This is a genomic window from Pseudomonas sp. 8BK, assembly GCF_902506475.1.
GTDB lineage: Bacteria > Pseudomonadota > Gammaproteobacteria > Pseudomonadales > Pseudomonadaceae > Aquipseudomonas > Aquipseudomonas anguilliseptica.
Genome location: NZ_LR733252.1, coordinates 2,541,648 through 2,564,200, shown reverse-complemented (window position 1 = coordinate 2,564,200; position 22,553 = coordinate 2,541,648). Strand labels below are relative to the sequence as shown.

The 22,553-nt window shown below is 60.7% G+C and carries 18 protein-coding genes; 8 read left to right on the top strand and 10 right to left on the bottom strand.

What is annotated here, in order from left to right; translation table 11 throughout:
* Window positions 1–27 precede the first annotated feature (27 nt).
* From ACIN8IBEIGE_RS11770 to choX, 9 genes are all read right to left on the bottom strand, one after another.
* The gene (locus tag ACIN8IBEIGE_RS11770; protein WP_160014788.1) at window positions 28–333 is read right to left on the bottom strand and encodes a cupin domain-containing protein; all 306 of its coding nucleotides are present in this window, start codon (window positions 331–333) and stop codon (window positions 28–30) included.
* A 90-nt stretch (window positions 334–423) separates the two neighbouring features.
* The gene (locus ACIN8IBEIGE_RS11765) at window positions 424–951 is read right to left on the bottom strand and encodes an alpha/beta hydrolase (protein ID WP_160014787.1); all 528 of its coding nucleotides are present in this window, start codon (window positions 949–951) and stop codon (window positions 424–426) included.
* Window positions 952–1,060: 109 nt separating this feature from the next.
* Window positions 1,061–1,225, bottom strand: a complete 165-nt coding sequence (locus ACIN8IBEIGE_RS11760) for a DUF2986 domain-containing protein (RefSeq protein ID WP_160014786.1) — start codon at window positions 1,223–1,225, stop codon at window positions 1,061–1,063.
* A 149-nt stretch (window positions 1,226–1,374) separates the two neighbouring features.
* The gene (locus tag ACIN8IBEIGE_RS11755; protein WP_160014785.1) at window positions 1,375–2,154 is read right to left on the bottom strand and encodes a BPL-N domain-containing protein; all 780 of its coding nucleotides are present in this window, start codon (window positions 2,152–2,154) and stop codon (window positions 1,375–1,377) included.
* A gap of 250 nt (window positions 2,155–2,404) precedes the next feature.
* A complete protein-coding gene (locus ACIN8IBEIGE_RS11750; RefSeq protein WP_160014784.1) occupies window positions 2,405–3,265 on the bottom strand; it encodes a glycine betaine ABC transporter substrate-binding protein in 861 nt (286 codons plus the stop codon).
* Between the two features lie 349 nt (window positions 3,266–3,614).
* Window positions 3,615–4,559 carry a choline ABC transporter substrate-binding protein gene (locus ACIN8IBEIGE_RS11745; RefSeq protein ID WP_090379317.1) on the bottom strand — a complete coding sequence of 315 codons (945 nt, stop codon included), beginning with the start codon at window positions 4,557–4,559 and terminating at the stop codon, window positions 3,615–3,617.
* Window positions 4,560–4,589: 30 nt separating this feature from the next.
* A complete protein-coding gene (locus tag ACIN8IBEIGE_RS11740; RefSeq protein ID WP_090379315.1) occupies window positions 4,590–5,471 on the bottom strand; it encodes a proline/glycine betaine ABC transporter permease in 882 nt (293 codons plus the stop codon).
* The gene (locus ACIN8IBEIGE_RS11735) at window positions 5,464–6,669 is read right to left on the bottom strand and encodes a glycine betaine/L-proline ABC transporter ATP-binding protein (protein ID WP_160014783.1); all 1,206 of its coding nucleotides are present in this window, start codon (window positions 6,667–6,669) and stop codon (window positions 5,464–5,466) included. The genes ACIN8IBEIGE_RS11740 and ACIN8IBEIGE_RS11735 overlap by 8 nt, the downstream gene beginning before the upstream one ends.
* Window positions 6,670–7,328: 659 nt before the next feature.
* A complete protein-coding gene (gene choX, locus ACIN8IBEIGE_RS11730) occupies window positions 7,329–8,270 on the bottom strand; it encodes a choline ABC transporter substrate-binding protein (protein ID WP_160014782.1) in 942 nt (313 codons plus the stop codon).
* 440 nt (window positions 8,271–8,710) lie between these two features.
* Here choX and ACIN8IBEIGE_RS11725 point away from each other — a divergent pair, with 440 nt between their 5' ends.
* Both ACIN8IBEIGE_RS11725 and ACIN8IBEIGE_RS11720 read left to right on the top strand, forming a co-directional pair.
* Window positions 8,711–10,090 carry an L-serine ammonia-lyase gene (locus ACIN8IBEIGE_RS11725; RefSeq protein ID WP_160014781.1) on the top strand — a complete coding sequence of 460 codons (1,380 nt, stop codon included), beginning with the start codon at window positions 8,711–8,713 and terminating at the stop codon, window positions 10,088–10,090.
* A 414-nt stretch (window positions 10,091–10,504) separates the two neighbouring features.
* Window positions 10,505–11,608: a GlxA family transcriptional regulator gene (locus ACIN8IBEIGE_RS11720; protein WP_160014780.1), complete on the top strand. Its 1,104-nt coding sequence runs from the start codon at window positions 10,505–10,507 to the stop codon at window positions 11,606–11,608.
* Window positions 11,609–11,811: 203 nt separating this feature from the next.
* Here the strand turns inward: ACIN8IBEIGE_RS11720 and gbcB are convergent, their stop codons facing one another.
* Window positions 11,812–12,915 (bottom strand): glycine-betaine demethylase subunit GbcB, encoded by a 1,104-nt coding sequence (gene gbcB, locus ACIN8IBEIGE_RS11715; RefSeq protein WP_160014779.1) that lies wholly within the window; start codon window positions 12,913–12,915, stop codon window positions 11,812–11,814.
* Window positions 12,916–13,530: 615 nt separating this feature from the next.
* Between gbcB and gbcA the strand changes: the two genes are divergently transcribed.
* The 6 genes from gbcA (at window position 13,531) to ACIN8IBEIGE_RS11685 (ending at window position 22,543) form a co-directional block, all read left to right on the top strand.
* Window positions 13,531–14,823: a glycine-betaine demethylase subunit GbcA gene (gene gbcA / locus ACIN8IBEIGE_RS11710; protein ID WP_160014778.1), complete on the top strand. Its 1,293-nt coding sequence runs from the start codon at window positions 13,531–13,533 to the stop codon at window positions 14,821–14,823.
* Window positions 14,824–15,358: 535 nt separating this feature from the next.
* Window positions 15,359–16,336 (top strand): dipeptidase, encoded by a 978-nt coding sequence (locus ACIN8IBEIGE_RS11705; RefSeq protein WP_160014777.1) that lies wholly within the window; start codon window positions 15,359–15,361, stop codon window positions 16,334–16,336.
* A gap of 191 nt (window positions 16,337–16,527) precedes the next feature.
* Window positions 16,528–17,058: a DUF5943 domain-containing protein gene (locus tag ACIN8IBEIGE_RS11700; RefSeq protein ID WP_160014776.1), complete on the top strand. Its 531-nt coding sequence runs from the start codon at window positions 16,528–16,530 to the stop codon at window positions 17,056–17,058.
* Window positions 17,059–17,155: 97 nt separating this feature from the next.
* Entirely contained in the window at window positions 17,156–19,216 is a 2,061-nt protein-coding gene (dgcA, locus tag ACIN8IBEIGE_RS11695; RefSeq protein WP_160014775.1) for a dimethylglycine demethylation protein DgcA, read from the top strand.
* Between the two features lie 142 nt (window positions 19,217–19,358).
* Window positions 19,359–21,323 carry a dimethylglycine demethylation protein DgcB gene (gene dgcB / locus ACIN8IBEIGE_RS11690; RefSeq protein WP_160014774.1) on the top strand — a complete coding sequence of 655 codons (1,965 nt, stop codon included), beginning with the start codon at window positions 19,359–19,361 and terminating at the stop codon, window positions 21,321–21,323.
* A complete protein-coding gene (locus tag ACIN8IBEIGE_RS11685) occupies window positions 21,320–22,543 on the top strand; it encodes an electron transfer flavoprotein subunit alpha/FixB family protein (protein WP_160014773.1) in 1,224 nt (407 codons plus the stop codon). The genes dgcB and ACIN8IBEIGE_RS11685 overlap by 4 nt, the downstream gene beginning before the upstream one ends.
* Window positions 22,544–22,553: the final 10 nt, after the last annotated feature.

Here is a 22,553-nt window from a genome sequence, read left to right as displayed (position 1 = left end):
GGCAGGTTTATCCGGGGTTGTTATGCCTTATACAAACCAGAATTCAACCTCATCGGTCTCGACCTCAAAGACAGCCGAGTGCTCAACGTATGCAGGCACGTGATACCACTCGCCGACGCCAACCCTGATCGTTTGGTTATTCATCGTCAGGATCAATTCGCCGCGCGTAATCACGCCATGGTTGTCGGTGTCATGGGTATGCGGCGGGATGGAGGTGCCGGCGGGGTAGGAGGCAAACAGAACAGTGCTGTCTTTGGCCTCAAGCTTATAGGCGTCAAAGCGGCCATCGAATAAGGGCAGTTGCTTGATCCGGTTTGGGTATTGGCCTGGCATATGAATGTTCTTCCTTGTGGTCCATCACGGGTTATTGAGCTGCGAGCTTTACCCATTAGTTGCGAATGAGTCGAGCAAGATTCGGCGTCGTCAGTCTGTTTTGAGTTGCTGCAGGAACCTCTGTCCTTCGGGCCAAGCGCCCAAGCCGCTAGCGCTATTGATATGGCCGGCCTCGCCGATGTTTACAAGATCGCTGCCCCAAATAGCTGCACATGCTTCAGCGTATGCAACTCCACCGTAGGGGTCGTTGGTGCTGGCGATAACCGTAGATTTGAACGGCAGACGCTGCACTGGTACTGAATCAAACCCAATTGCCTGGGCGGGGAATGTTGGGCCTTTCGGGTTTGGCACGGCGACCAGCAAGGCCGCTTTGATCTGCAGATTGGTTTGCGCCGCCCAGTGCACAACCAGCAGGCATGCCAGGCTATGTGCAACCAGAATAGTGTCTGCGCCAGAACGTTGGACGCTGTCTTCGAGTGCCGCAACCCAGTCAACGCAACTGGGGTTGTCCCAGTCCGATTGGTTGACGCGGATATAGTTGTTATTCGTCTGTTCCCAGTGGCTTTGCCAGTGATCCGGCCCTGAGTTTCCGATGCCCGGAAGAATAAGTACGTTCATATTGGCAAGTTTCCTTTTGCTGTCGGGCGAGACTATTGCTGTTCTCTAGGCGGTGCATGTTGGATAAAGCTAATGGTGACTCAGATTAATATGCAGAAATTCTTAGCGTTTATTTAACTTCAGAAATGGTTTCTGAGTCTTGGTTGGATTCGGCGGAAAGTTTTAAACGATCGGCTTTGCTGATGTAGGTGGATTTTTTCTTCGGCGCTTTTTTCGCGTTGGCCTTTTTGGCGTGTGCTTCGAGTAGCTGTTTGATTTTTTTGCGGCGGTTCATTGTTTAGCCCGGTTATGCACTAAGGAGAATGGACTCGTTTGAGTTGTTATCTTTTGGCTGAGCCGTGGTCTGTCCCCTAATATTTACGCTCTGGTGAAAAGCCGTATCGCACTCTGGTTCGTTGCAATACGGCTGTTCACCCTAGTCGGCTAACGCTGATCGACTGAGACGGGCTGATCCGAAAGCAGTGCTTGCAGTAACGCTTCAGCCAAATGGGTGTTGTCTTGCATCGTGTGGCCGTTAAAAACCTCGTTTTTCCAACTGCTCGGCGCTTCGGGGTGCGGGCCTGAAACGGCCACTTTGCCGTGACCGTAGGAATTCACGAGCGCTGCTGGCTGGCCGTTGTCATAGCTCGCGATAATCTGGGTGAACTCAGCGTCTGGCAGCAGCGTAAATTCGGGCCCTGCCTGATAGTACATGCGGCGTGTTTCGCCAAGCCATGTGATTGGGTAAATCTTGGGCGCAAAGTCTTCGTCATACGCATCAGACTCTGCCGGGGTAAGACCCAAGGCTGGGAAAAAATCACCTTCATCATGCCAGCCGGCAGATGCTAAAAACGCCCCGCCACAGACGCCCAAGTACCTGCCGCCGTTTTGCAGGTATGTCTTTAACGCTTGGCGCGCAGTGGGTGTAAAGGCTTCAAGCAATGGCTGTACATCATCATCCGTCCCGCCCAGGATAAAAACACGCGCATTATCCAGCAGTGTTGGCAATATGTTCAGGTTGCTCACGTACTGGATCTTCAGGCCGCTCTTACCTGCAATGTTAGCAATCGCCTCTGTGCTGTCAGGATCTGCACCTGCGCCGTTATAGATCAATGCATAGTTCCCACGTACTGGAGATTGAGCAGCAGCCTCCTCAACGAACGTAGGCGGAATAAAGATCGTTATAAGTGCAGCGGAGCAGAACATTCCTTTGAGTAAGCGCATTCAACAAACTCCCTGTTGGTTAACGTGCAAGTGGCTTTATGTGTATGCCTGCTTAACATAATGGCCGGGTCTTCTGGCTGATCCAAAACTGTCCCTATAAGGATGTATCTACAACGCGACTCACGCGCGTTGGCGGGCGTGCAGCAGCATAACTCGATCCATCCCCGTTCTAGAACATTCTCCCGCCACCATTTCGCGCCCACAAAAAAGCGGGCCGTAGCCCGCTTCTATAGTGAGGTGCAGCCTTGGCTTATTTAAGCCACTCGGCGACGCGCTCTGGGTTTTTGCTGATCCAGGCTTTGGCGGCGTCTTCCGGTTTGGCGCCTTCGCGGATGGCGAGCATGACAGCGCCGACTTCTTCACCGCTCCAGGAGAATTTCTTCAGGAAGGCAGCGGCTTCTGGCGCTTTGCTGTTGATGCTGGGGTTGGCGACGGTGTCGACGTGTTCGTCATCGCCGAAGACTTTTTTCGGGTCTTCGAGGAAGCGCAGGTTCCATTTGGCGAACATCCAGTGCGGGATCCAGCCAGTGACGACGATGGCTTGCTTGTTTTTCTCAGCGCGGGTCAGGGCGGTGGCCATGGCCGGGCCGGAGCTTGGCATCAGTTTGATGTCAGCCAGGGCGTATTCCTTGATGGCTTCTTCGCTGCGGCGCATGACGCCGGCGCCGGCGTCGATGCCGGTGATTTTGCCATCGAAATCCTTGGCGTAGGTTTGCAGGTCGGCGATGGTTTTGGCTTGTACGTAGTCCGGTACGATCAGGCCGATTTTCGCGCCAGCGTAGTTGGTGCCGAGCACTTCGACCTTGTCTTTGAGTTTTTCAAAGTATTCGCCGTGGGTGGCGGGCAGCCAGGCGGAGAGGGTGGCGTCGAGGTCGCCACGGGCTACGCCTTGCCACATGATGGCGGGCTCTACGGGCTTGAGTGCAACGCTGTAGCCGAGTTTGCTCTGGAGGATTTCCCCGGCGACAAAGGTGGCGGCGACGCTGTCGTCCCAACCGTTGACGTAGCCGATGGTCAGGGTGGGTTTGTCAGCCGCCATGGCGGTGCTCATGCCGAGGGCCAGGGCGGCGACGCCGAGACTTTGCAGGCAGAGGTTCTTCAGGTTTCGCATAGGTTGTGCTCCGTCAGTGAGAGTGGCAGTTCAGTGAGTTACTGGCGCGTTCTTCTTGCGGGCCTAGCTGGGTGTTACAGGTCTGCGTGGTATGGCTTGCTCGGGAGGGGTTGTGTGTTGCCCCTCTCTCCAACCCTCGGCTTTGGCATCCTGCGTCGCCCTACTTTCTGCATCTATGCAGTCGTTTCCCCAATGGGGTGAGGGGTGATCGGTGTTGCTCAGGTGCTGCGTGGTAAATCCGGGCTGCAACAAACCAGGCGATGGCCGTGTGGCCTCGCAGGTCGGGTGCTGATCAAGGTGTTTTAGCTAGCCGCGCCACCTGCAGATCACTGGGGCGGCGCGGTGTGGCTTACATGCCGAGGTGTTTCTTCACCGCTGCAACGCCGTCCTGGCCGTCATAGGTGGTAACGCCGGCCAGCCACTGGTCGAGGATCGCCGGGTTGGCTTTGATCCAGTCGGCCGCGACTTTGGTTGGGTTCTGTTTTTCCAGAACCTTTTCCATCAGCTGGCTTTCGATTTCCACGGTGAACTGCAGGTTGTTCAGCAGTTTGCCGACGTTAGCGCAGCGCGCTTCGTAATCCGGCGGCACGACGGTGTAGACCTTGGCGGCGCCGTAGTCGGGGCCGAACACGTCATCGCCGCCTTCCAGGTAGGTGATATCGAACTGGGTGTTCATCGGGTGCGGTGCCCAGCCGAGGAACACGGCAGGTTCCTGCTTTTTCACCGCGCGTTGCAGCTGAACGAGCATGCCGGCTTCGCTGGACTCGACCATCTTGAATTCGCCGAGGCCGAACTGGTTGCTTTTGATCATGCCGTCGATCAGCAGGTTGCCGTCGTTGCCGGGCTCGATGCCGAAGATCTTGCCGCCCAGCTGGTCCTTGAACTTGGCGATGTCGGCAAAGCTTTTCAGTCCGGCTTCTGCGGCGTAGGTCGGCACGGCGAGGGTGTATTTGGCGCCTTCAAGGTTGGCTTTGGGCAGCACTTTGACGCCGCCATCCTTGGTGAAGGGCTCGATCACGGCGTCCATCGAGGGCGCCCAGTAGCCGAGGAAGACGTCGATCTGGCCGCTTTTCACCCCGGTAAAGGCGATGGGCACGGAGGCCATGATCTTGCGGGTCTGATAGCCCAGGCCTTCGCTGAGGGTCATGGCGACACCGGTGGTGGCGGCGATGTCGGCCCAGCCGATTTCGGCGAAGCGGACCATTTTGCAACTCTCCGGCTCCTGCGCCCAGGCGCTTTGCAACATGGCCACGGAGAGCAGGCCGACACCTGCGAGCTGTTTAATCGTCTTCATCTGCGATTCCCTGTGATGGTTAAATTTAGATTACTGGCGTTGAAGCTTGCCGCTGAACCAACTGAACAGACTGCTGCGTTTGGCGGTTTGCGGGGTACCGAAACTTTCCGTGATGCGGTCGAGAATGATCGCCAGCAACACCACGGCCATGCCGCTTTCGAAACCGAGGCCGATGTCCAGGCGCTGGATACTCGCCAGTACGTCGTTGCCCAGGCCGCCTGCGCCAACCATCGAGGCGATGATCACCATCGACAGGGCCATCATGATGGTCTGGTTGACCCCGGCCATGATCGACGGCATGGCGTTGGGCAGCTGGACCTTGAACAGTAGCTGACGCGGGGTGCAGCCGAAGGATTGGCCGGCCTCGATGATCTCTTTATTTACCTGGCGGATGCCCAGGTTGGTCAGGCGCACCGCCGGTGGCATGGCGAAGATCACCGTGGCGATGATCCCCGGCACGCGGCCGAGGCCGAAGAGCATGGCGGCGGGAATCAGGTAAACGAACGCCGGCATGGTTTGCATAAAGTCGAGAATCGGCCGGATGATGGTCGCTACCCGCTCACTGCGCGCTGCCCAGATACCCAGGGGGATGCCGAGTAACAGGCTGATCAGCGTGGCGGAGAAGGTCAGGCCGAGGGTGACCACGGTCTGTTCCCAGAAGCCGGTGAGCACGATCAGCACAAAGGCCACGGTGGTGAAGATGGCGAACTTGTAGCCGATACGCCACAGGCCGAGGCCGACGAAGATGGCGATCAGCAGCCAGGCTGGCGGCAGCATCAGCAGCCATTCGATGCCTTCGGAAAAGCCGTTGACCACGGCGCCGATGCTGTCGAAGCCATCGCTGTAGTTGTCCAGCAGGTGCTGCACCACGTCATTGACCCAGCTGCCCAGGTCGAGCTGTTTCTCACTCATGGAACTCTCCCTGCAGGCGGGTCAGCAGGCGACCTTTGCTGATGGCGCCGCTGTAGCGGCCATTGCTGTCGACCACCGGGATCGGCCCTTCGTTGTCCACCAGGCGTTCAATCACCTGGTCCAGCGGCAGGTCTTCGGGGATCGGTTGGATTGGCTTGAGCACCTGGCCGTCGAGGCCGCAGGTGGTGCCGCCCTCGACCAGCAGGGCGATCCGCTCCAGGCTGATGGAGCCCTGGAAGGTGTTCTGCTCGTCGACGATAAAGGCGTAGTGCTTGTCCAGCGCCTGCAGCTCCTGGCAGACCGTTTGTGCGTCCGGTGCTTTGCCGTTGTGCACGTAGATCGGCACGCTGTCGGCCATCAATTGGCCGGCGGTGAGGTAGCGGTTGGTGTCGACAGTGTTGAAGAAGTTGCGCACGTAGTCATTGGCGGGGTTGTCGATCAGTTCCTGCGGAGTGCCGACCTGAACCAGCTTGCCGCCTTCCATGATGCCGATGCGGGTGCCGATGCGCATGGCCTCTTCGATGTCGTGGGAGACGAAGATGATGGTGCGGCGATCAGTCTTCTGCAGCTCCAGCAGCACGTCCTGCATCTCGCGGCGCTTGAGCGGATCGAGGGCGGAAAACGCCTCGTCCATGATGATCATTGACGGGTCAACCGTCAGGGCGCGGGCCAGGCCGACGCGCTGTTGCATGCCGCCGGACAGCTCATGCGGCATCTTGTGCGCAAAGGTGTCCAGGCCGACCTGCTTGAGTACCTGCATGGCGCGCTGTTCGCGCTCCTTCTTGCCCTTGCCGGCCACTTCGAGGCCGAAGGCGGCGTTGTCCAGCACACTGCGCGAAGGCATCAGGGCGAAGGACTGGAAGACCATGCTCATGTCGCGGCGGCGCAGATCGATCAGCTCCGCCTTGGGCATCTTGGCGACGTTCTGCCCGTCGATGTAGACGTTGCCGCTGCTGGGTTCAACCAGGCGGTTGATCAGGCGGATCAGGGTGGATTTGCCGGAGCCGGAGAGACCCATCAGCACGAAAATTTCACCTTCCTCGACGCTGAAGGACACGTCGCTGACGCCGATTACCGCGCCTTTTTCCGCAAGAATTCGTTCCTTGCTCCAGCCCTGTTTGAGCAGGTCGATGGCTTCTTGTGGCTCTGCGCCGAACACCTTGTAGAGGTTTTCGACGACGATTTTTCCAGACTGCATGGGATGATTCCCCTTCAGTAGACATCCAGATCAGTGCTGCGGAACCGCGCCTACGCCAGCTGGCGTACGTACGGTGATGCCGACTGTTCTTGCCTGTGTGGGTTTACTGGGTTCCGGGGTCGGGGCCGTGCCTTGCCGCGCAACACATTCAGGGTACTCAGGCACAACCGCTGCAACGCTCCAGTTGCCTTGTGGGCAATGGACGCTATGGGGGCGTACTGTCGAGTCAACCTTGCTGTGCCGTGCTGCAAACCGCGTTCCAAACCCTCTGGCAGTGTTACGAAGTCCCATCCTTGGGTTTTACACACCTCGACCCGAGGTGCGCGTACATCCGAAATTTCTTGTTGGGCTGGCACCCATCACGTGGTGAGCCAGCACTTATATATTCTTCGGTCCGGGGCTGTGGGCGCCCGGTCTGTCGACCCTGCTAAGGCGACAGCGACGAAATCGGCTGACTCAACGATATAGTCTTCGGCCTGTCGCAATTGTCGGTTTGCGACTCTGACGTGTTGCGCGGCGACAGACTCTTTAAAAACCATAACAGACTTTTTTGCTCCGTTGCCAAGGCTGCAAGCCACAGCGGCCGTGGTTTGCAGCGTTTCAAATGGCCACAGGCGCGATGAGCTGGGGGCTGCGCGCTGTTCGAAAAAAATGACAAATTAATTTCCATCGGCAAGGTTTTCGGCGGTTTTTATTGATTGACCGTTCAGTCTTGTTACGCCTTGCAGCCAATTCGCCCGTGCCTGCGGATTAGCCTTCAACCAGGCTTTGGCCTCGCGCCGTGGGTTGGTGTTTTTGTTGAGAATGGCGCCCATCAGGTAGCTTTCCATCTCCAGGCTGAAGCGCAGGTTTTTCAGCAGTTGGATGGCGTTCGGACACTCTTCGGCCAGGCCGGCACGCACATTGGTGTACACCGTCGCGCCGCCGTAGTTGGGACCGAAGAACTCATCACCGCCGTCCAGATAATGCATCTGCAGCTGGTTGTTCATCGGGTGCGGCGCCCAGCCGAGAAACACCACCCATTGCTTGAGGTGTTCGGCGCGTTTGACCTGGGCCAGCATGCCGTTCTCGCTGGACTCCACCAGGCTGAAACCGGCAAGGCCAAAGGCGTTCTTGTCGATCATTGACTGGATCAGCTTGTTGCCATCGTTGCCGGGCTCGATACCGTAGAGTTTGCCGCCAAGTTCCTTGCTGAAGCGCGCAAGATCGGCGAAGTTCTTCAATCCGCCGTCATAGGCGGCCTGATTCACTGCAAGGGTGTACTTGGCACCTTCGAGGTTGGCGCCGAGGGTCTTTACCGAGCCGTTGGCGGTGTAGGGTTTGATGTCGTTTTCCATGCTCGGCATCCAGTTGCCGAGGAACACATCAATCTTGCCGTCCTGCATGGCTTGGTAGGTGTCCGGCACGGACAGGCGTTTGACCTGGGTGCGGTAGCCCAGCTCGCTGAAGAGCTGGCGAGTGACCGCGGTGGTCACGGTGATGTCGGTCCAGCCCACATCGGCGAAGCGAATCAACCCGCACTGCGCCGGCTCTGCAGCCTGGGCCAGCAGTGGGGTGCACAGGGCGGCCGCCAGTAGGCCACGACGCATATTCAGTTTCATCAAGCCTCTCCCAGTTGCAGTGACAGGGCGCGCGTGCAAGCGCGCAGTCGGGCCACGGGTGGCAGGCGAATGCAGCTGGCCGATCCATGGGCGCGGCGATCATGCCGACAGATTTCCTCCGCTGCCTATGCGTGAAGTCGCAACTAGAACGCTGCTGTCGTGAATTGCTGCTGCGCCGCCTGAAAGTGTGAACCCGTAGCCCGGATGAAATCCGAGGGGGCAAACCGCGCTCCTACAGGGAATTACTGCATGGAGCAGGTCATCACGGCCTAGCCATTGATCTCCCCGGATTGCACCCAGGTATAGAAAGCCTCGCGCCCGCGATCCGCCGTATGGATGGCCAGCTGACGGATTTAGGCATGGGCAAGTCGGTGTGGGGCGACTGTGCGCTGGGGAAATCCTGATCATGGCCTGCACGTAGCGTCGTGCAGGAGAGAGTCGTGGCTATCAGCGTGTTTGACTTGTTCAAGATCGGCATCGGGCCGTCCAGTTCGCATACCGTTGGGCCGATGCGCGCGGCGGCGCTGTTCAGCGGCGCATTGGCCGAGCGGCACTTGCTGGAGCGCACGGCACGGCTGCAGGTGCGCCTGTACGGTTCGCTGTCGGCCACCGGTGTTGGTCACGGCAGCGACCGCGCGGTGATCATGGGGCTGATGGGCGAGTGGCCGGATCAGGTCGACCCGAGCAGCATCGAACCGCGCATCGCTGAGTTATTGGCCAGCGGCCAGTTGCCGCTTGGCGGGCGTGTCAGCATCGCCTTCGACTGGCAGCGCGATATGCTGCTGCTCGACGAGAATCTGCCCTATCACCCCAACGCCATGAGCCTCAGTGCATTTGCCGCCGATGGCAGCCTGCTGCACGAGAACACCTATTACTCGGTGGGCGGCGGCTTTGTGGTGGATGCCGAGCAGGCCGCCAGCGGTCAGCTGGATCAGGACCACACCGTGCTGCCGTATGACTTCAATAGCGCCGAGCAGCTGTTGCAGCTGTGCCAGCGCAATGACCTGCGGGTTTCCGAACTGATGATGGCCAACGAAAAGGCCTGGCGCAGCGAGGCGGAAATCCGCAGTGGGCTGATGCGCCTGTGGCAGGCCATGCGCGAGTGTGTCGAACAGGGGCTGCGCCACGAAGGCATTCTGCCTGGCGGGCTGAACGTTAAACGCCGCGCTGCCAAGCTGCACCGCAGCTTGCAGGAAATGAGCAAACCCAACGTGATCGGCTCCACCCTCAGCGGCATGGAGTGGGTCAACCTGTTCGCCCTGGCGGTGAATGAGGAAAACGCCGCTGGCGGGCGCATGGTCACCGCGCCGACCAATGGTGCGGCGGGGATCATCCCCGCGGTGCTGCATTATTACGTGCGCTTTAGCCCTGCGGTCAGCGAAGCCAATGTGGTCGATTACCTGCTGGCAGCGGCGGCGATTGGCATTCTGTGCAAGAAGAACGCCTCCATCTCCGGCGCTGAAGTGGGCTGTCAGGGCGAGGTCGGTTCGGCCTGCGCCATGGCGGCGGCGGGGTTGGCGGAAATTCTTGGGGCGACACCTGAACAGGTGGAAAACGCCGCCGAGATCGGCCTGGAACATAACCTCGGTCTGACCTGCGACCCGGTCGGTGGCCTGGTGCAGGTGCCGTGTATCGAGCGCAATGCGATTGCCGCGGTGAAGGCGATCAACGCCGCGCAGATGGCCCTGCGCGGCGACGGTCAGCACTTTATCTCGCTGGATCGGGTGATCCGCACCATGCGCGACACCGGCGCCGATATGCATGACAAGTACAAGGAAACCTCGCGCGGCGGGTTGGCAGTTAGCGCTGTTGAGTGCTGATGCGCACGTTCAGATCGCCGCGCACATTTTTGGTGCGTGGATGTGCGGCGCGGCGACAAAGGGCAGTGCAAGGCTGCTGAATCCGGCTTGACCATTGGTCCGTTACCGCGGTGTTTTTACCCTGCGTAGCGGGGTGACAACGCACCTGCCTGGCAGTGCTACCGAAATGCTCAAACGCCCGCCAGTTGGGCGCTTGCGGTCGTAATCAGAATGCTTCTGTCGCTCCTGCCAACGCCTAGTGGCACTAGCCGTGGAAAACAGCCGATATTTTTAATTGAACGCCCAATCAATTTAGGCACGGCCTTTGCGTTGTGCTGGTAGTCGATCTGGCGTTGTGCAGTCCCAGAACCATAAAAAGAGCCACCGCATAGAGGGGCTCACTACCGTGCTTTGCTTCGCGTGAGGGTTTACCTGATGTCACAGTTCACTCAAGGGGCACAACCCCAGAGCCGTGCTCCGCAGTCCATCGGCTTTCTCCTGCTCGACAACTTCACCCTGATTTCCCTGGCGTCTGCCGTCGAGCCATTGCGGATGGCCAATCAGCTGTCCGGCAAGGAGTTGTACCGCTGGCACACCCTCAGCCAGAGCGGCCTGCCGGTCAGTGCCAGTGATGGCCTGCAGATTACCCCGGACGCCGGCCTGAGCAACGCGCCGCGCCTGGATGCGGTAATCGTCTGCGGCGGCGTGGACATTCAGCACAGCGTTACCCGCGAGCATGTGCAGTGGCTGCAAAGTCAGGCCCGCCATGGTGCGCAGCTGGGTGCGGTGTGTACTGGCAGCTGGGCGCTGGCCAAGGCCGGGCTGCTCGACGGTTTCGACTGCAGCGTGCACTGGGAATGCCTGGCCTCGATGCAGGAAGCCTTCCCTCGTGCGGGCGTCAGTACTCGCCTGTTCTCGATTGACCGTAATCGCCACACCAGCTCCGGCGGCACTGCGCCGATGGACATGATGCTGCACGTCATTGGCCGCGAGCATGGCCGCGAACTGGCGGCAGCGATTTCCGAGATGTTTATCTACGAGCGCATCCGCAATGAACAGGATCACCAGCGCGTGCCGCTCAAGCACATGCTCGGTACCAACCAGCCGAAGTTGCAGGAAATTGTCGCGCTGATGGAAGCCAACCTGGAAGAGCCGATCGACCTCGATCAGCTGGCGCTGTATGTCGATGTGTCGCGCCGCCAGCTGGAGCGCTTGTTCCAGAAGTACCTGCACTGCTCGCCGTCGCGCTACTACCTCAAGCTGCGCCTGATTCGTGCGCGCCAGCTGCTCAAGCAGACCAGCATGTCGATCATCGAAGTGGCCTCGGTCTGCGGTTTTGTCTCCACGCCGCACTTTTCCAAGTGCTACCGCGAATACTTTGGCATCCCGCCACGCGATGAGCGCGCCGGCCAGCAGGGCGGCAATGTGGTGGCGCTGCTGCCAATGCCGGAAGACCTGATGCGCCCTTCGCCATCCTCGGCCATGGCCGCGTTGACCCGCGCGCAGGGGGAGTCGACCTTCGCCAGTGTCAGGTTGTAAGTGATCGATGGGAGGCGCTTTAGCGGCGAGCTTTTGCTTACAGCCGTCGCGGCTACGACTGCATGGATGCAGGAGGTAGGGCGAAGCAGGATGCCAGAGCCGAAAGCCCCTCCCACGGGATTGGTAGCACCAAACAAAAACGCCACACGGGCCTTGAGGGCGGGTGCGGCGTTTTGCTGTGTGTCGTGCTGCTGTAAGAGGTCTTAATACTCGATGGCCACATCACCCTGCGGCACGCTGCAGCAGGAGAGGATATAACCCTCGTCGACATCTTCGTCGGTAATGCCGCCGTTGTGCTCCATGCTCACTTCACCAGCGGTTTTCATCACCTTGCAGGTGCCGCAGATGCCCATGCCGCACGCCTTTGGAATATGCAGGCCAAGCTTGGCGGCGGCGGCGTGGACGGTTTCGCCCGGGTCGACGCGGATGCTCTTGCCGGTGCTGGTGAATGCCACTTGATGCTGCTCGGCAGCGGGTACGGCCGGCGCGTCGGCGGCTTCGGCAGCCAGTTCCTTGACCTCTGCGCGCACTTCCGGCGGCGTCGCGCCGAAAGATTCTTCGTGGTAGCGGCTCATGTCGTAGTGGTTGGCTTCGAGCAGGCGCTTGACCGCGTTCATATAGGGCGTTGGGCCGCAGCAGAAGATCTCCCGCTCCAGATAATCCGGGGCAATCAGCTCCAGCATCTTCTGATTGAGGTAGCCGCGATAACCGGCCCAGGCCTCACCCAGGCCATGTTTCTCGCAGATCACGTGCAGGCTGAAGTTGTTGATCCGCGCGGCCATATGTTCCAGCTCGCGGTGGTAGATGATGTCCTTCGGCGAGCGCGCGCTGTGCACAAACACCATGTCGACATTGGCGTTGGTGTCGTAGAACCAGCGTGCCATCGACATCACAGGTGTGATGCCAACCCCGCCGCTGAGGTAGAGCACCTTCTCGGCGGGAAAGTCGATGGCGTTGAACAGCCCGACCGGGCCGTGCACCGGCAGCTCGTCGCCTTCATTGAGGTTGTCGTGCAGCCAGTTGGAGACCTTGCCGCCCGGCACCCGCTTGATGGTGATGGAAAAGCTGTAGGGCACCGAAGGGGAGCTGGAAATGGTGTAGGAGCGCATCACCGGCTGGCCGTCGATCTCCAGCTCCAAGGTGACGAACTGTCCAGGTTTGAAGAAGTACAGCACCGGTTGATCGGCCATAAAGCAGAAGGTGCGCACGTCCCAGGTTTCCTGGATGACTTTGACGCAGCGCACCATATGCCGACCATTGCTCCAGGTCTGCGTGGTAACCGGGTTGAGGAAGTCGTTCGTCGTCATGGACGTCTCTCCGCGCGGCCGGACATCGGCCTTGTATGGGGCGGATTGTGCGTACTGGCCGGCACGCTCATTTATCTGCCAGCGACATTTACATGCTTATCGCGACCTGCCGCTCAGGCCTTGGTTTGCCGCGTCGGAAACGGATGTGGCCATGTCGCCCATAGATAAGGTTTCGCCCACGCCGAGCGCCACACTCGCAGCCAGCCGAAGCAAAAGGTCACGAGCGAATTCCTCTTTCATCCAGTCGCCATCGGCAGGCGCAGAACGGGGCAATGACGCCACCTTGCGTGAAGAGGGTCTGCTGACGCTTCGTCGCGGTCGCGGCGAAGGTCCGTTTGGTGCAGAACAAGGCACGAGGAGCGAAGTTTGGTGTTCCAAATCAGCTCCGAGAAACGCAGTGCTGCGCCAAACGGACCACGCCCTTTCGGGTTGCGCGGCAAATGGTGCCAGGCGGTGTTGCGAGACTTGGTAAGGGAATGGCCATTACCGGCATCCCGCGCCTTGCCTGGCACCATTTGACGCGGCAACGCGACTCGCGCCGAAGCGTTAGCAGACCCTGGTATTAGCCACTTTTACGGCCGTCGCACTAGACGATGAGCCATTGAGGAGTTACCGATGGACGTCACTTCCACCCTGAGCCTGGGCGATCCGCTGGAGCCCGCACGCAAGGCCGCCGCAGAGATGCTGCAGACCCGTGAGCGGACTTTTTCCCTGCCGCAGCCGTTCTATAACGACGAACGTCTGTTCAAGATCGACATGCAGGAGATCTTCCACAAGGAATGGTTGATCGCCGGCATGACCTGCGAGATTCCGGCCAAGGGCAACTTCCTCACCTTGCAGCTCGGCGACAACCCGATCATGGTGATTCGTGGCGCCGATGGTGTAGTGCATGCGTTCCATAACGTCTGCCGTCATCGTGGCTCGCGCCTGTGCACCAGCGACAAGGGCAAGGTGGCCAAGCTGGTATGTCCTTATCACCAGTGGACCTACGAGCTGGACGGTCGCCTGCTGTTCGCCGGTACCGAAATGGGCGCGGATTTCGACCTCAAGGACTACAGCCTGAAGCCGGTCAACTGCAAGGTGGCAGGCGGTTACATCTTTATCTCGCTGGCAGAGAACCCGCCGGCCATCGACGATTTCCTCAGCACCCTGGCTCACTATATGGAGCCCTACGACATGGAAAACACCAAGGTGGCGGTGCAAACCACCTTGATGGAAAAAGCCAACTGGAAGCTGGTGCTGGAGAACAACCGCGAGTGCTACCACTGCAACGGTTCGCACCCGGAACTGCTGAATACCCTGCTGGAGTGGGATGACGTCACCGACCCGCGCGCTACTCAGGCGTTCAAGGATCAGGTCAGTGAGTGCACCACTCGCTGGGACAAGGACAATATTCCCTACGCCCATGCCAGCTTCGGCCTGCGCAACCGCATCGTGCGCATGCCGCTGCTCAAGGGCACCGTGTCCATGACCATGGATGGCAAGCAGGGCTGCAAGAAACTCATGGGTCGCATCACCGATCCGGACCTCGGCTCGATGCGCATCCTGCACCTGCCGCATTCGTGGAACCACTGCATGGGCGATCATATGATCGTCTTCACCGTCTGGCCGATCAGCGCGCAGGAAACCATGGTCACCACCAAATGGCTGGTGCACAAGGATGCCGTGGAAGGCGTCGATTACGACGTGGCGCGACTGCGTCAGGTGTGGGACGCCACCAACGACCAGGACCGTCGTCTGGCTGAAGAGAACCAGCGCGGCATCAACTCCACCGCTTACCAGCCCGGCCCCTACTCGAAGACCTACGAGTTCGGCGTGGTCAACTTTATCGACTGGTACAGCGAGCGCGTGCTGCACAACCTTGGCGCGGCGCCGGCGCCGTACCTGCGTCAGGTCGGCGCAGAGTAAGCCGGCATGACGTTAGGCCTGTGGCTGCTGCTTGGCCTGACCGCCTACGGTCTGCTGGCGGCGCGGCGCAGGCCGGCGACCTCTGCAACACACTGAGACCCACCTCAAGGGTCACTTTGGCCTCTGTCGGATACCCCCGGGCAGGGGCTTTTTTTATTGGCGATGTATCAGAACTGTATGCAGGCTGCTTTTGTAGGGCGGGTTAGTGGCGCCGGGGCTAGTTATTGACTGCACCACGCAACTCGGGCGCTGCGTAACCCACCATTGCGGTTTGCCGGTAGATCGTCATGGTGGGTTACGGCGCGTTGATAATCGGTGGTATTTGCCTGATTCCGGTTCGCGCCTAACCCACCCTACGGGTAGTCGCTGCCTTGTACCGGCCCTCTGGCCTGCGCATATCTGCCTGCGATCCGGCTTTGACGCTTTCGGCAATACCCCAGTCGTTTTTGCACCGGGTCGCCCGAGCCCCCGGGGATATGCTCAGTCCAAAGCGCCAACAACGGGTTTGGCGACACCGCTAAAAGGGGACTGCCTGATGAGCCCAGCCGAATTACACGCCGACAGCATCGTTATTGACGGGCTGATCATCGCCAAGTGGAACCGCGACCTGTTCGAGGACATGCGCAAAGGCGGCCTGACCGCTGCCAACTGCACCGTGTCGGTGTGGGAAGGCTTTCAGGCCACGGTGAACAATATCGCCGCCAGCCAGAAGCTGATCCGCGAAAACAGCGACCTGGTGATGCCGGTGCGCACCACCGCTGACATCCGCAAAGCTAAAGAGCAGGGCAAGACCGGCATCCTTTTCGGCTTCCAGAACGCCCACGCGTTCGAGGACCAGATCGGTTACGTCGAGGTGTTCAAGCAGCTCGGCGTGGGCATTGTGCAGATGTGCTACAACACCCAGAACCTGGTCGGCACCGGTTGCTACGAGCGTGACGGCGGGCTGTCCGGTTTCGGCCGCGAGATCGTCGCCGAGATGAACCGCGTCGGCATCATGTGCGACCTGTCGCACGTCGGCTCCAAGACCAGCGAGGAGGTCATCCTCGAATCGAAGAAGCCGGTCACCTACTCCCACTGCCTGCCGTCCGGCCTGAAGGAGCACCCGCGCAACAAGTCCGACGAAGAGCTGAAGTTCATCGCCGACCACGGCGGCTTTGTCGGCGTGACCATGTTCGCGCCGTTCCTGGCCAAGGGCATCGACTCGACCATCGACGACTACGCCGAAGCCATCGAGTACGTGATGAACATCGTCGGCGAAGACGCCATCGGCATCGGCACCGACTTCACCCAGGGCCACGGCCAGGACTTCTTCGAGTACCTGACCCACGACAAGGGCTACGCCCGTCGCCTGACCAACTTCGGCAAGATCATCAACCCGCTGGGCATCCGCACCGTGGGCGAATTCCCCAACCTCACCGAGACCCTGCTGGGGCGCGGCCATTCCGAGCGCGTGGTGCGCAAGATCATGGGCGAGAACTGGGTACGGGTTTTGAAAGACGTCTGGGGCGAGTGATGAATACCTCCGGAGCCTACTGCGCCCACCGATAGCTGCGTCGCGTCCTCGCGACAAGCTCGCCGTACATGCGTACTGCTCTCGCTTGTCGCTGCGGGTCTCCTTGCTCTCGGCGTGCTCGCTACGGCTCCACAGGCATTCATCGGCACCTTTCAAATATGCAAGACAACGAATTCTGGAGCACTGAACACATGGCCACCCACGCACCCGAAATGCCTATCCAGGTCGACGACGAAACCGGCGTCTGGACCACTGACGCGCTGCCGATGCTCTATGTGCCGCGGCATTTCTTCGTCAACAACCACATCGGGATCGAAGAGGTGCTGGGCGCTGAGGCCTATGCCGAGATTCTCTACAAGGCCGGCTACAAGTCCGCTTGGCACTGGTGCGAGAAAGAGGCCGAATGCCACGGTCTGTCTGGCGTGGCGGTGTTCGAACACTACATGAAGCGCCTGTCGCAACGCGGCTGGGGGCTGTTCGAGATCGAAGTCATCGACCTGGCCGCCGGCACCTGCTCGGTTCGCCTCAAACACTCGGCCTTTGTCTACGTCTACGGCAAATGCGGGCGCAAGGTTGATTACATGTTCACCGGCTGGTTTGCCGGTGCCATGGACCAGATTCTTCAGGCCCAGGGCAGCGCTATTCGCACCGTGGCCGAGCAGGTCTATGGCGGCTCCGAAGAGGGCCACGACGATGGCCTGTTTGTGGTCAAGCCACGCTAAAAACAACCCTGTGTGGGAGGGGCTTTAGCCGCGACGGGCATACCGCTATCGCCGCTAAAGCGCCTCCCACAATCCTTAGTTCCGTGAGGGTGCCGTAATGGCTTTCGAAGCAATGTTCCAGCCGATCCAAATCGGCCAGCTGACCATCCGCAACCGCGTGCTCAGCACCGCGCATGCCGAGGTGTATGCCACCGACGGCGGCATGACCACTGAGCGCTATGTGCAGTACTACGAAGAGAAGGCCAAGGGTGGCATCGGCCTGGCCATCTGCGGTGGCTCCTCGGTGGTGGCCATCGACAGCCCGCAGCAGTGGTGGAGTTCGGTCAACCTGTCCACCGACCGGATCATTCCGCACTTCCAGAATCTCGCCGACGCCATGCACAAGCACGGCGCCAAGATCATGATCCAGATTACTCACATGGGCCGTCGCTCGCGTTGGGACGGCTTCCACTGGCCGACCCTGATGTCGCCGTCCGGCATCCGTGAGCCGGTGCACCGCGCCACCTGCAAGACCATCGAGGTCGAGGAAATCTGGCGGGTGATCGGCAACTACGCCCAGGCCGCACGCCGCGCCAAAGAGGGCGGTCTGGACGGCGTTGAACTGTCCGCCGTGCACCAGCATATGATCGACCAGTTCTGGTCGCCTCGGGTCAACAAGCGCACCGACGAATGGGGCGGCACCTTCGAGGGCCGCATGAAGTTCGGCCTGGAGGTGATCAAGGCCGTGCGCAAGGAAGTTGGTGACGACTTCTGCGTGGGTATGCGTATCTGCGGTGACGAGTTCCACCCGGATGGCTTGTCCCATGAGGACATGAAGCAGATCGCCGCCTATTACGACGCCACCGGCATGATCGACTTTATCGGCGTCGTCGGCTCGGGCTGCGACACCCATAACACCCTGGCCAACGTCATTCCGAACATGAGCTACCCGCCGGAGCCGTTCCTGCACCTGGCGGCCGGGATCAAGGAAGTGGTCAAGGTGCCGGTGCTGCACGCGCAGAACATCAAGGACCCGAACCAGGCCACGCGCATCCTCGAGGGCGGCTACGTCGACATGGTCGGCATGACCCGCGCGCATATCGCCGACCCGCACCTAATCGCCAAGATCAAGATGGGCCAGGTCGACCAGATCAAGCAGTGCGTCGGTGCCAACTACTGCATCGACCGCCAGTACCAGGGCCTGGACGTGCTGTGCATTCAGAATGCCGCGACCAGCCGTGAATATATGGGCCTGCCGCATATCATTGAGAAAACCAGCGGGCCGAAGTGCAAGGTGGTGATCGTCGGTGGTGGCCCGGCCGGGATGGAAGCCGCACGCGTTGCCGCTGAACGTGGCCATGACGTAACCCTGTTCGAGAAGAAAGACAGCCTCGGCGGGCAGATCAGCCTGGCGGCCAAAGCGCCGCAACGTGATCAGATGGCCGGCATCACCCGCTGGTTCCAGCTGGAGCTGGCACGCCTGAATATCGACCTGCGCCTGGGTACCGGCGCGGACGAGGCGAGCATCATGGACCTGCGCCCGGATATCGTGGTGCTGGCCAACGGCGGCCATCCGTTCCTGGAGCAGAACGAGCACTGGGGCGCGGCCGAAGGCCTGGTGGTCAGCAGCTGGGACATCCTCGACGGCAAGGTCGCACCGGGCAATAACGTGCTGGTTTACGACACCATCTGTGAATTTACCGGCATGTCGGTGGCCGACTTTATCGCCGAGAAGGGCGCCAAGGTGGAGATCGTCACCGACGACATCAAGCCGGGCGTGGCCATTGGCGGCACCAGCTTCCCGACCTATTACCGCAGCCTGTATCCGAAAGAAGTGATCATGACCGGCGACCTGATGCTGGAGAAGGTCTACCGCGAAGGCGACAAGCTGGTGGCGGTGCTGGAGAACGAATACACCGGCGCGAAAGAAGAGCGGGTGGTCGATCAGGTGGTGGTGGAGAACGGCGTGCGTCCCGATGAGCGCCTGTACTACGCGCTCAAGGACGGCTCGCGCAACAAGGGCCAGATCGACGTGGAAGCGCTGTTTGCCATTCAGCCGCAGCCTTGTTTATCCGAGGCGGGTGAAGGCTATCTGCTGTTCCGCATCGGCGACTGCGTGGCCCAGCGCAACACCCACGCGGCGATCTACGACGCGCTGCGGTTGTGCAAGGACTTCTGATCCAGACGCTGAACCGATGTGGGAGGGGCTTTAGCCGCGACAAGGTCAACAGCGGCGCGGCTAAAGCCCCTCCCACAGGAACCATGTCCAAGGTCACGATCATATTGGTCGCCCTATGTGGTCCCTTTAAGGAGACCAAAGAATGTTGAACACGATCCTCCCCATTCTGCTCTTCGCCGCCCTGGCCCTTGCGGTTATCGGCGCGGTGAAGCGCTTTCTGATGTGGCGCCGTGGCCGTCCGGCGCAGGTCGACTGGTTGGGCGGGCTGCTGGCTATGCCACGGCGCTATATGGTCGATCTGCACCATGTGGTGGCGCGCGACAAATATATCGCCAACACCCACGTGGCCACGGCCGGCGGCTTTGTTCTGGCCGCCGTGCTGGCGATTGTCGTGCATGGCTTTGGCCTGCAGAGTCGCATCCTCGGCTTCGCTCTGCTGGCGGCGACCGCGCTGATGTTCGGCGGCGCGCTGTTTGTCGCGAAACGGCGCCTTGATCCGCCATCACGCTTGTCGAAAGGCCCGTGGATGCGTCTGCCGAAAAGCCTGCTGATGTTTGCCAGCAGCTTCTTTATCGCCACGCTTCCTGTTGCCGGCATCCTGCCGGACGGCTTTGGTGGTTGGGTGCTGGCGCTGCTGCTAACCGTCGGTGTGGCCTGTGGTGTGTCCGAGCTGTTCTTTGGCATGACCTGGGGTGGGCCGATGAAGCACGCTTTCGCCGGCGCCCTGCACCTGGCCTGGCACCGCCGTACCGAACGCTTCGGTGGCGGTCGTTCTACCGGGCTGAAAGCGCTCGACCTGAACGATCCCAAGGCGCCGCTGGGGGTGGAGAAGCCTACGGATTTCACCTGGAATCAGCTGCTTGGCTTTGATGCCTGCGTGCAGTGCGGCAAGTGCGAGGCGGCCTGCCCGGCCTTCGCCGCCGGCCAGCCGCTGAACCCGAAAAAGCTGATTCAGGACATGGTGGTTGGCCTGGCCGGTGGCAGCGATGCCAAGTTCGCCGGTTCGCCGTACCCAGGAAAACCAGTGGGCGAGCACAGCGGCGGCCCACACCTGCCCATCGTCAATCTGCATGGCAAAGCCCTGGTCGATGCCGAAACGCTGTGGTCCTGCACCACCTGCCGCGCCTGCGTCGAGGAGTGTCCGATGATGATCGAGCACGTCGACGCCATCGTCGATATGCGCCGCCATCTCACCCTGGAGAAGGGCGCGACGCCGAACAAGGGCGCCGAGGTGCTGGACAACCTGATCGCCACCGACAACCCCGGCGGCTTTGCCCCTGGCGGACGACTGAACTGGGCTGCGGATCTGAACTTGCCGCTGATGAGCGACAAACAGAAGGTCGATGTGTTGTTCTGGGTTGGCGACGGCGCCTTCGATATGCGTAACCAGCGCACCCTGCGCGCCTTTGTAAAAGTGCTGAAAGCCGCTAAGGTCGACTTCGCTGTGCTTGGCCTGGAAGAGCGCGACAGCGGCGACGTGGCCCGCCGTCTGGGCGATGAAGCAACCTTCCAGCTGCTGGCCAAACGCAATATTGCCACCCTGGCCAAGTACCAGTTCAAGCGCATCGTCACCTGCGACCCGCACAGTTTCCATGTGCTGAAAAACGAATACGGCGAGCTGGGCGGCCGCTATCAAGTGTTGCACCACAGCACCTATATGGATGAGCTGATCAGCGGCCAGAAACTCAACCTCGGCCAGCACAAAGGCGGCTCGGTCACTTACCACGACCCCTGCTACCTGGGCCGCTACAACGGTGAATACGAAGCACCGCGCAATGTGCTGAATGCCATCGGCATCGAAGTGAAGGAAATGCAGCGCTCGGGCTTCCGTTCCCGTTGCTGCGGCGGTGGTGGCGGTGCGCCGATCACCGATATCCCTGGCAAGCAGCGGATTCCCGATATGCGCATGGTCGATATCAAGGAAACCGCCGCCGAGTTGGTCGCCGTGGGTTGCCCGCAGTGCACCGCGATGCTCGAAGGCGTGGTCGGCCCGCGCCCGGAGGTCAAGGATATTGCCGAGCTGGTGGCCGATGTATTGATCGAGGGCGTGGTCGAGGCGAAGCAGCCTGCGCCGGCCCCGCGTGAAGCAGCCGAGGTAAGCCCATGAGCGACTTGATCCGCCGTGATCCACGGGCCGAATGGATTGCTCGCAACCGTCTGCACCCGCTGCATGCCGCCACGCAGCCGGCGGTGGCCAGCTGGCTCAGCGCCGCCGGGGTGCTGCGTAAGAACCCGCATGCGGTGGGCTTTATCGGCCCCAGCGGACTTAAACGCATCGACCGTTCCGGCGCGCAGCAGGGCGGCGCGGCCAAGCGCTCGACGGCCAGTGCCGTGGTGCAATTGCCACTGCATGTGATCGAGCAACCGGCTTTCTATATCGCCGTGGTACCGGACATGGTTGGCGGCCGCCTGAGCGCCCATGACAAGGACCTGCTCGGTCTGGCGCACAAGCTTGCCGGTCGCGACGGCGCGGTGGTGGCGGTGATCTTTGGTGAGCACAAGGAAAGCGCCTTCGACAGCAACGGCGTCGATCGCCTGCTGCAGTTTGCCGGTGACGATTTCGACGGCTATGCCCCGGAAGCGCGGGTGCTGGCGTTGGGTGCGCTGGAGCGGCAATTGTCGCCGCGCCACTGGTTGCTGCCCGACAGCCGCAGCGGTGGCGGAGAGCTGGGCCGTCGCCTGGCCGCCAAGCTCGGCGAACGCCCGGCCACGCGGGTCTGGCAGGTGGCCGATGGCATGGCCAGTGGGCGTGCTGGTGCCGGCCGGGAAGACCTGGTGCAGGCCGCGCCGCGTTTGATCCTGGCGGCGGTTGAGTGTGCCGAGCCGGTCAGCGAGACCCGTCATGAAGTGCGGCCGCTGGTGCTGAGTGAAGCTCTGGTCAGCCACTTGCCACGTATTCAGGATTTGGGTGCCGTAGCAGTCGACCCTGCGCAGATCACCATGGCCGAGGCCGAATTTATTCTCTCCGGCGGTAACGGCGTGAAGGACTGGGCGTTGTTTCATCAAACGGCCGCCGCGCTGGGGGCGACCGAAGGAGCCTCACGCGTCGCGGTGGACGATGGCTTTATGGGCCGCGAGCGCCAGGTCGGCGCGTCCGGTATCTGGGTCACTGCGCGGGTGTATGTGGCGGTGGGCATAAGCGGGGCGATCCAGCACCTGCAAGGCATCGGTGCCTGCGACAAGGTGGTGGCGATCAACCTCGACCCAACCTGCGACATGATCAAACGCGCCGATCTTTCGGTGATTGGCGAGTCCGCCGCCATTCTGCAGGCGTTGATCGAGCGCGTCGCCGCTTATCGGCAAGGAGGCGCACGTGATGCGGCCTAACCCATTCGTA

Excerpts from the sequence above, each read along its gene's own strand:
- ACIN8IBEIGE_RS11770 (WP_160014788.1), bottom strand. The coding sequence starts at position 333 with ATGCCAGGCCAATACCCAAACCGGATCAAGCAACTGCCCTTATTCGAT.
- ACIN8IBEIGE_RS11765 (WP_160014787.1), bottom strand. The coding sequence starts at position 951 with ATGAACGTACTTATTCTTCCGGGCATCGGAAACTCAGGGCCGGATCAC.
- ACIN8IBEIGE_RS11760 (WP_160014786.1), bottom strand. The coding sequence starts at position 1,225 with ATGAACCGCCGCAAAAAAATCAAACAGCTACTCGAAGCACACGCCAAA.
- ACIN8IBEIGE_RS11755 (WP_160014785.1), bottom strand. The coding sequence starts at position 2,154 with ATGCGCTTACTCAAAGGAATGTTCTGCTCCGCTGCACTTATAACGATC.
- ACIN8IBEIGE_RS11750 (WP_160014784.1), bottom strand. The coding sequence starts at position 3,265 with ATGCGAAACCTGAAGAACCTCTGCCTGCAAAGTCTCGGCGTCGCCGCC.
- ACIN8IBEIGE_RS11745 (WP_090379317.1), bottom strand. The coding sequence starts at position 4,559 with ATGAAGACGATTAAACAGCTCGCAGGTGTCGGCCTGCTCTCCGTGGCC.
- ACIN8IBEIGE_RS11740 (WP_090379315.1), bottom strand. The coding sequence starts at position 5,471 with ATGAGTGAGAAACAGCTCGACCTGGGCAGCTGGGTCAATGACGTGGTG.
- ACIN8IBEIGE_RS11735 (WP_160014783.1), bottom strand. The coding sequence starts at position 6,669 with ATGCAGTCTGGAAAAATCGTCGTCGAAAACCTCTACAAGGTGTTCGGC.
- choX (WP_160014782.1), bottom strand. The coding sequence starts at position 8,270 with ATGAAACTGAATATGCGTCGTGGCCTACTGGCGGCCGCCCTGTGCACC.
- ACIN8IBEIGE_RS11720 (WP_160014780.1), top strand. The coding sequence starts at position 10,505 with ATGTCACAGTTCACTCAAGGGGCACAACCCCAGAGCCGTGCTCCGCAG.
- gbcB (WP_160014779.1), bottom strand. The coding sequence starts at position 12,915 with ATGACGACGAACGACTTCCTCAACCCGGTTACCACGCAGACCTGGAGC.
- gbcA (WP_160014778.1), top strand. The coding sequence starts at position 13,531 with ATGGACGTCACTTCCACCCTGAGCCTGGGCGATCCGCTGGAGCCCGCA.
- ACIN8IBEIGE_RS11705 (WP_160014777.1), top strand. The coding sequence starts at position 15,359 with ATGAGCCCAGCCGAATTACACGCCGACAGCATCGTTATTGACGGGCTG.
- ACIN8IBEIGE_RS11700 (WP_160014776.1), top strand. The coding sequence starts at position 16,528 with ATGGCCACCCACGCACCCGAAATGCCTATCCAGGTCGACGACGAAACC.
- dgcA (WP_160014775.1), top strand. The coding sequence starts at position 17,156 with ATGGCTTTCGAAGCAATGTTCCAGCCGATCCAAATCGGCCAGCTGACC.
- dgcB (WP_160014774.1), top strand. The coding sequence starts at position 19,359 with ATGTTGAACACGATCCTCCCCATTCTGCTCTTCGCCGCCCTGGCCCTT.
- ACIN8IBEIGE_RS11685 (WP_160014773.1), top strand. The coding sequence starts at position 21,320 with ATGAGCGACTTGATCCGCCGTGATCCACGGGCCGAATGGATTGCTCGC.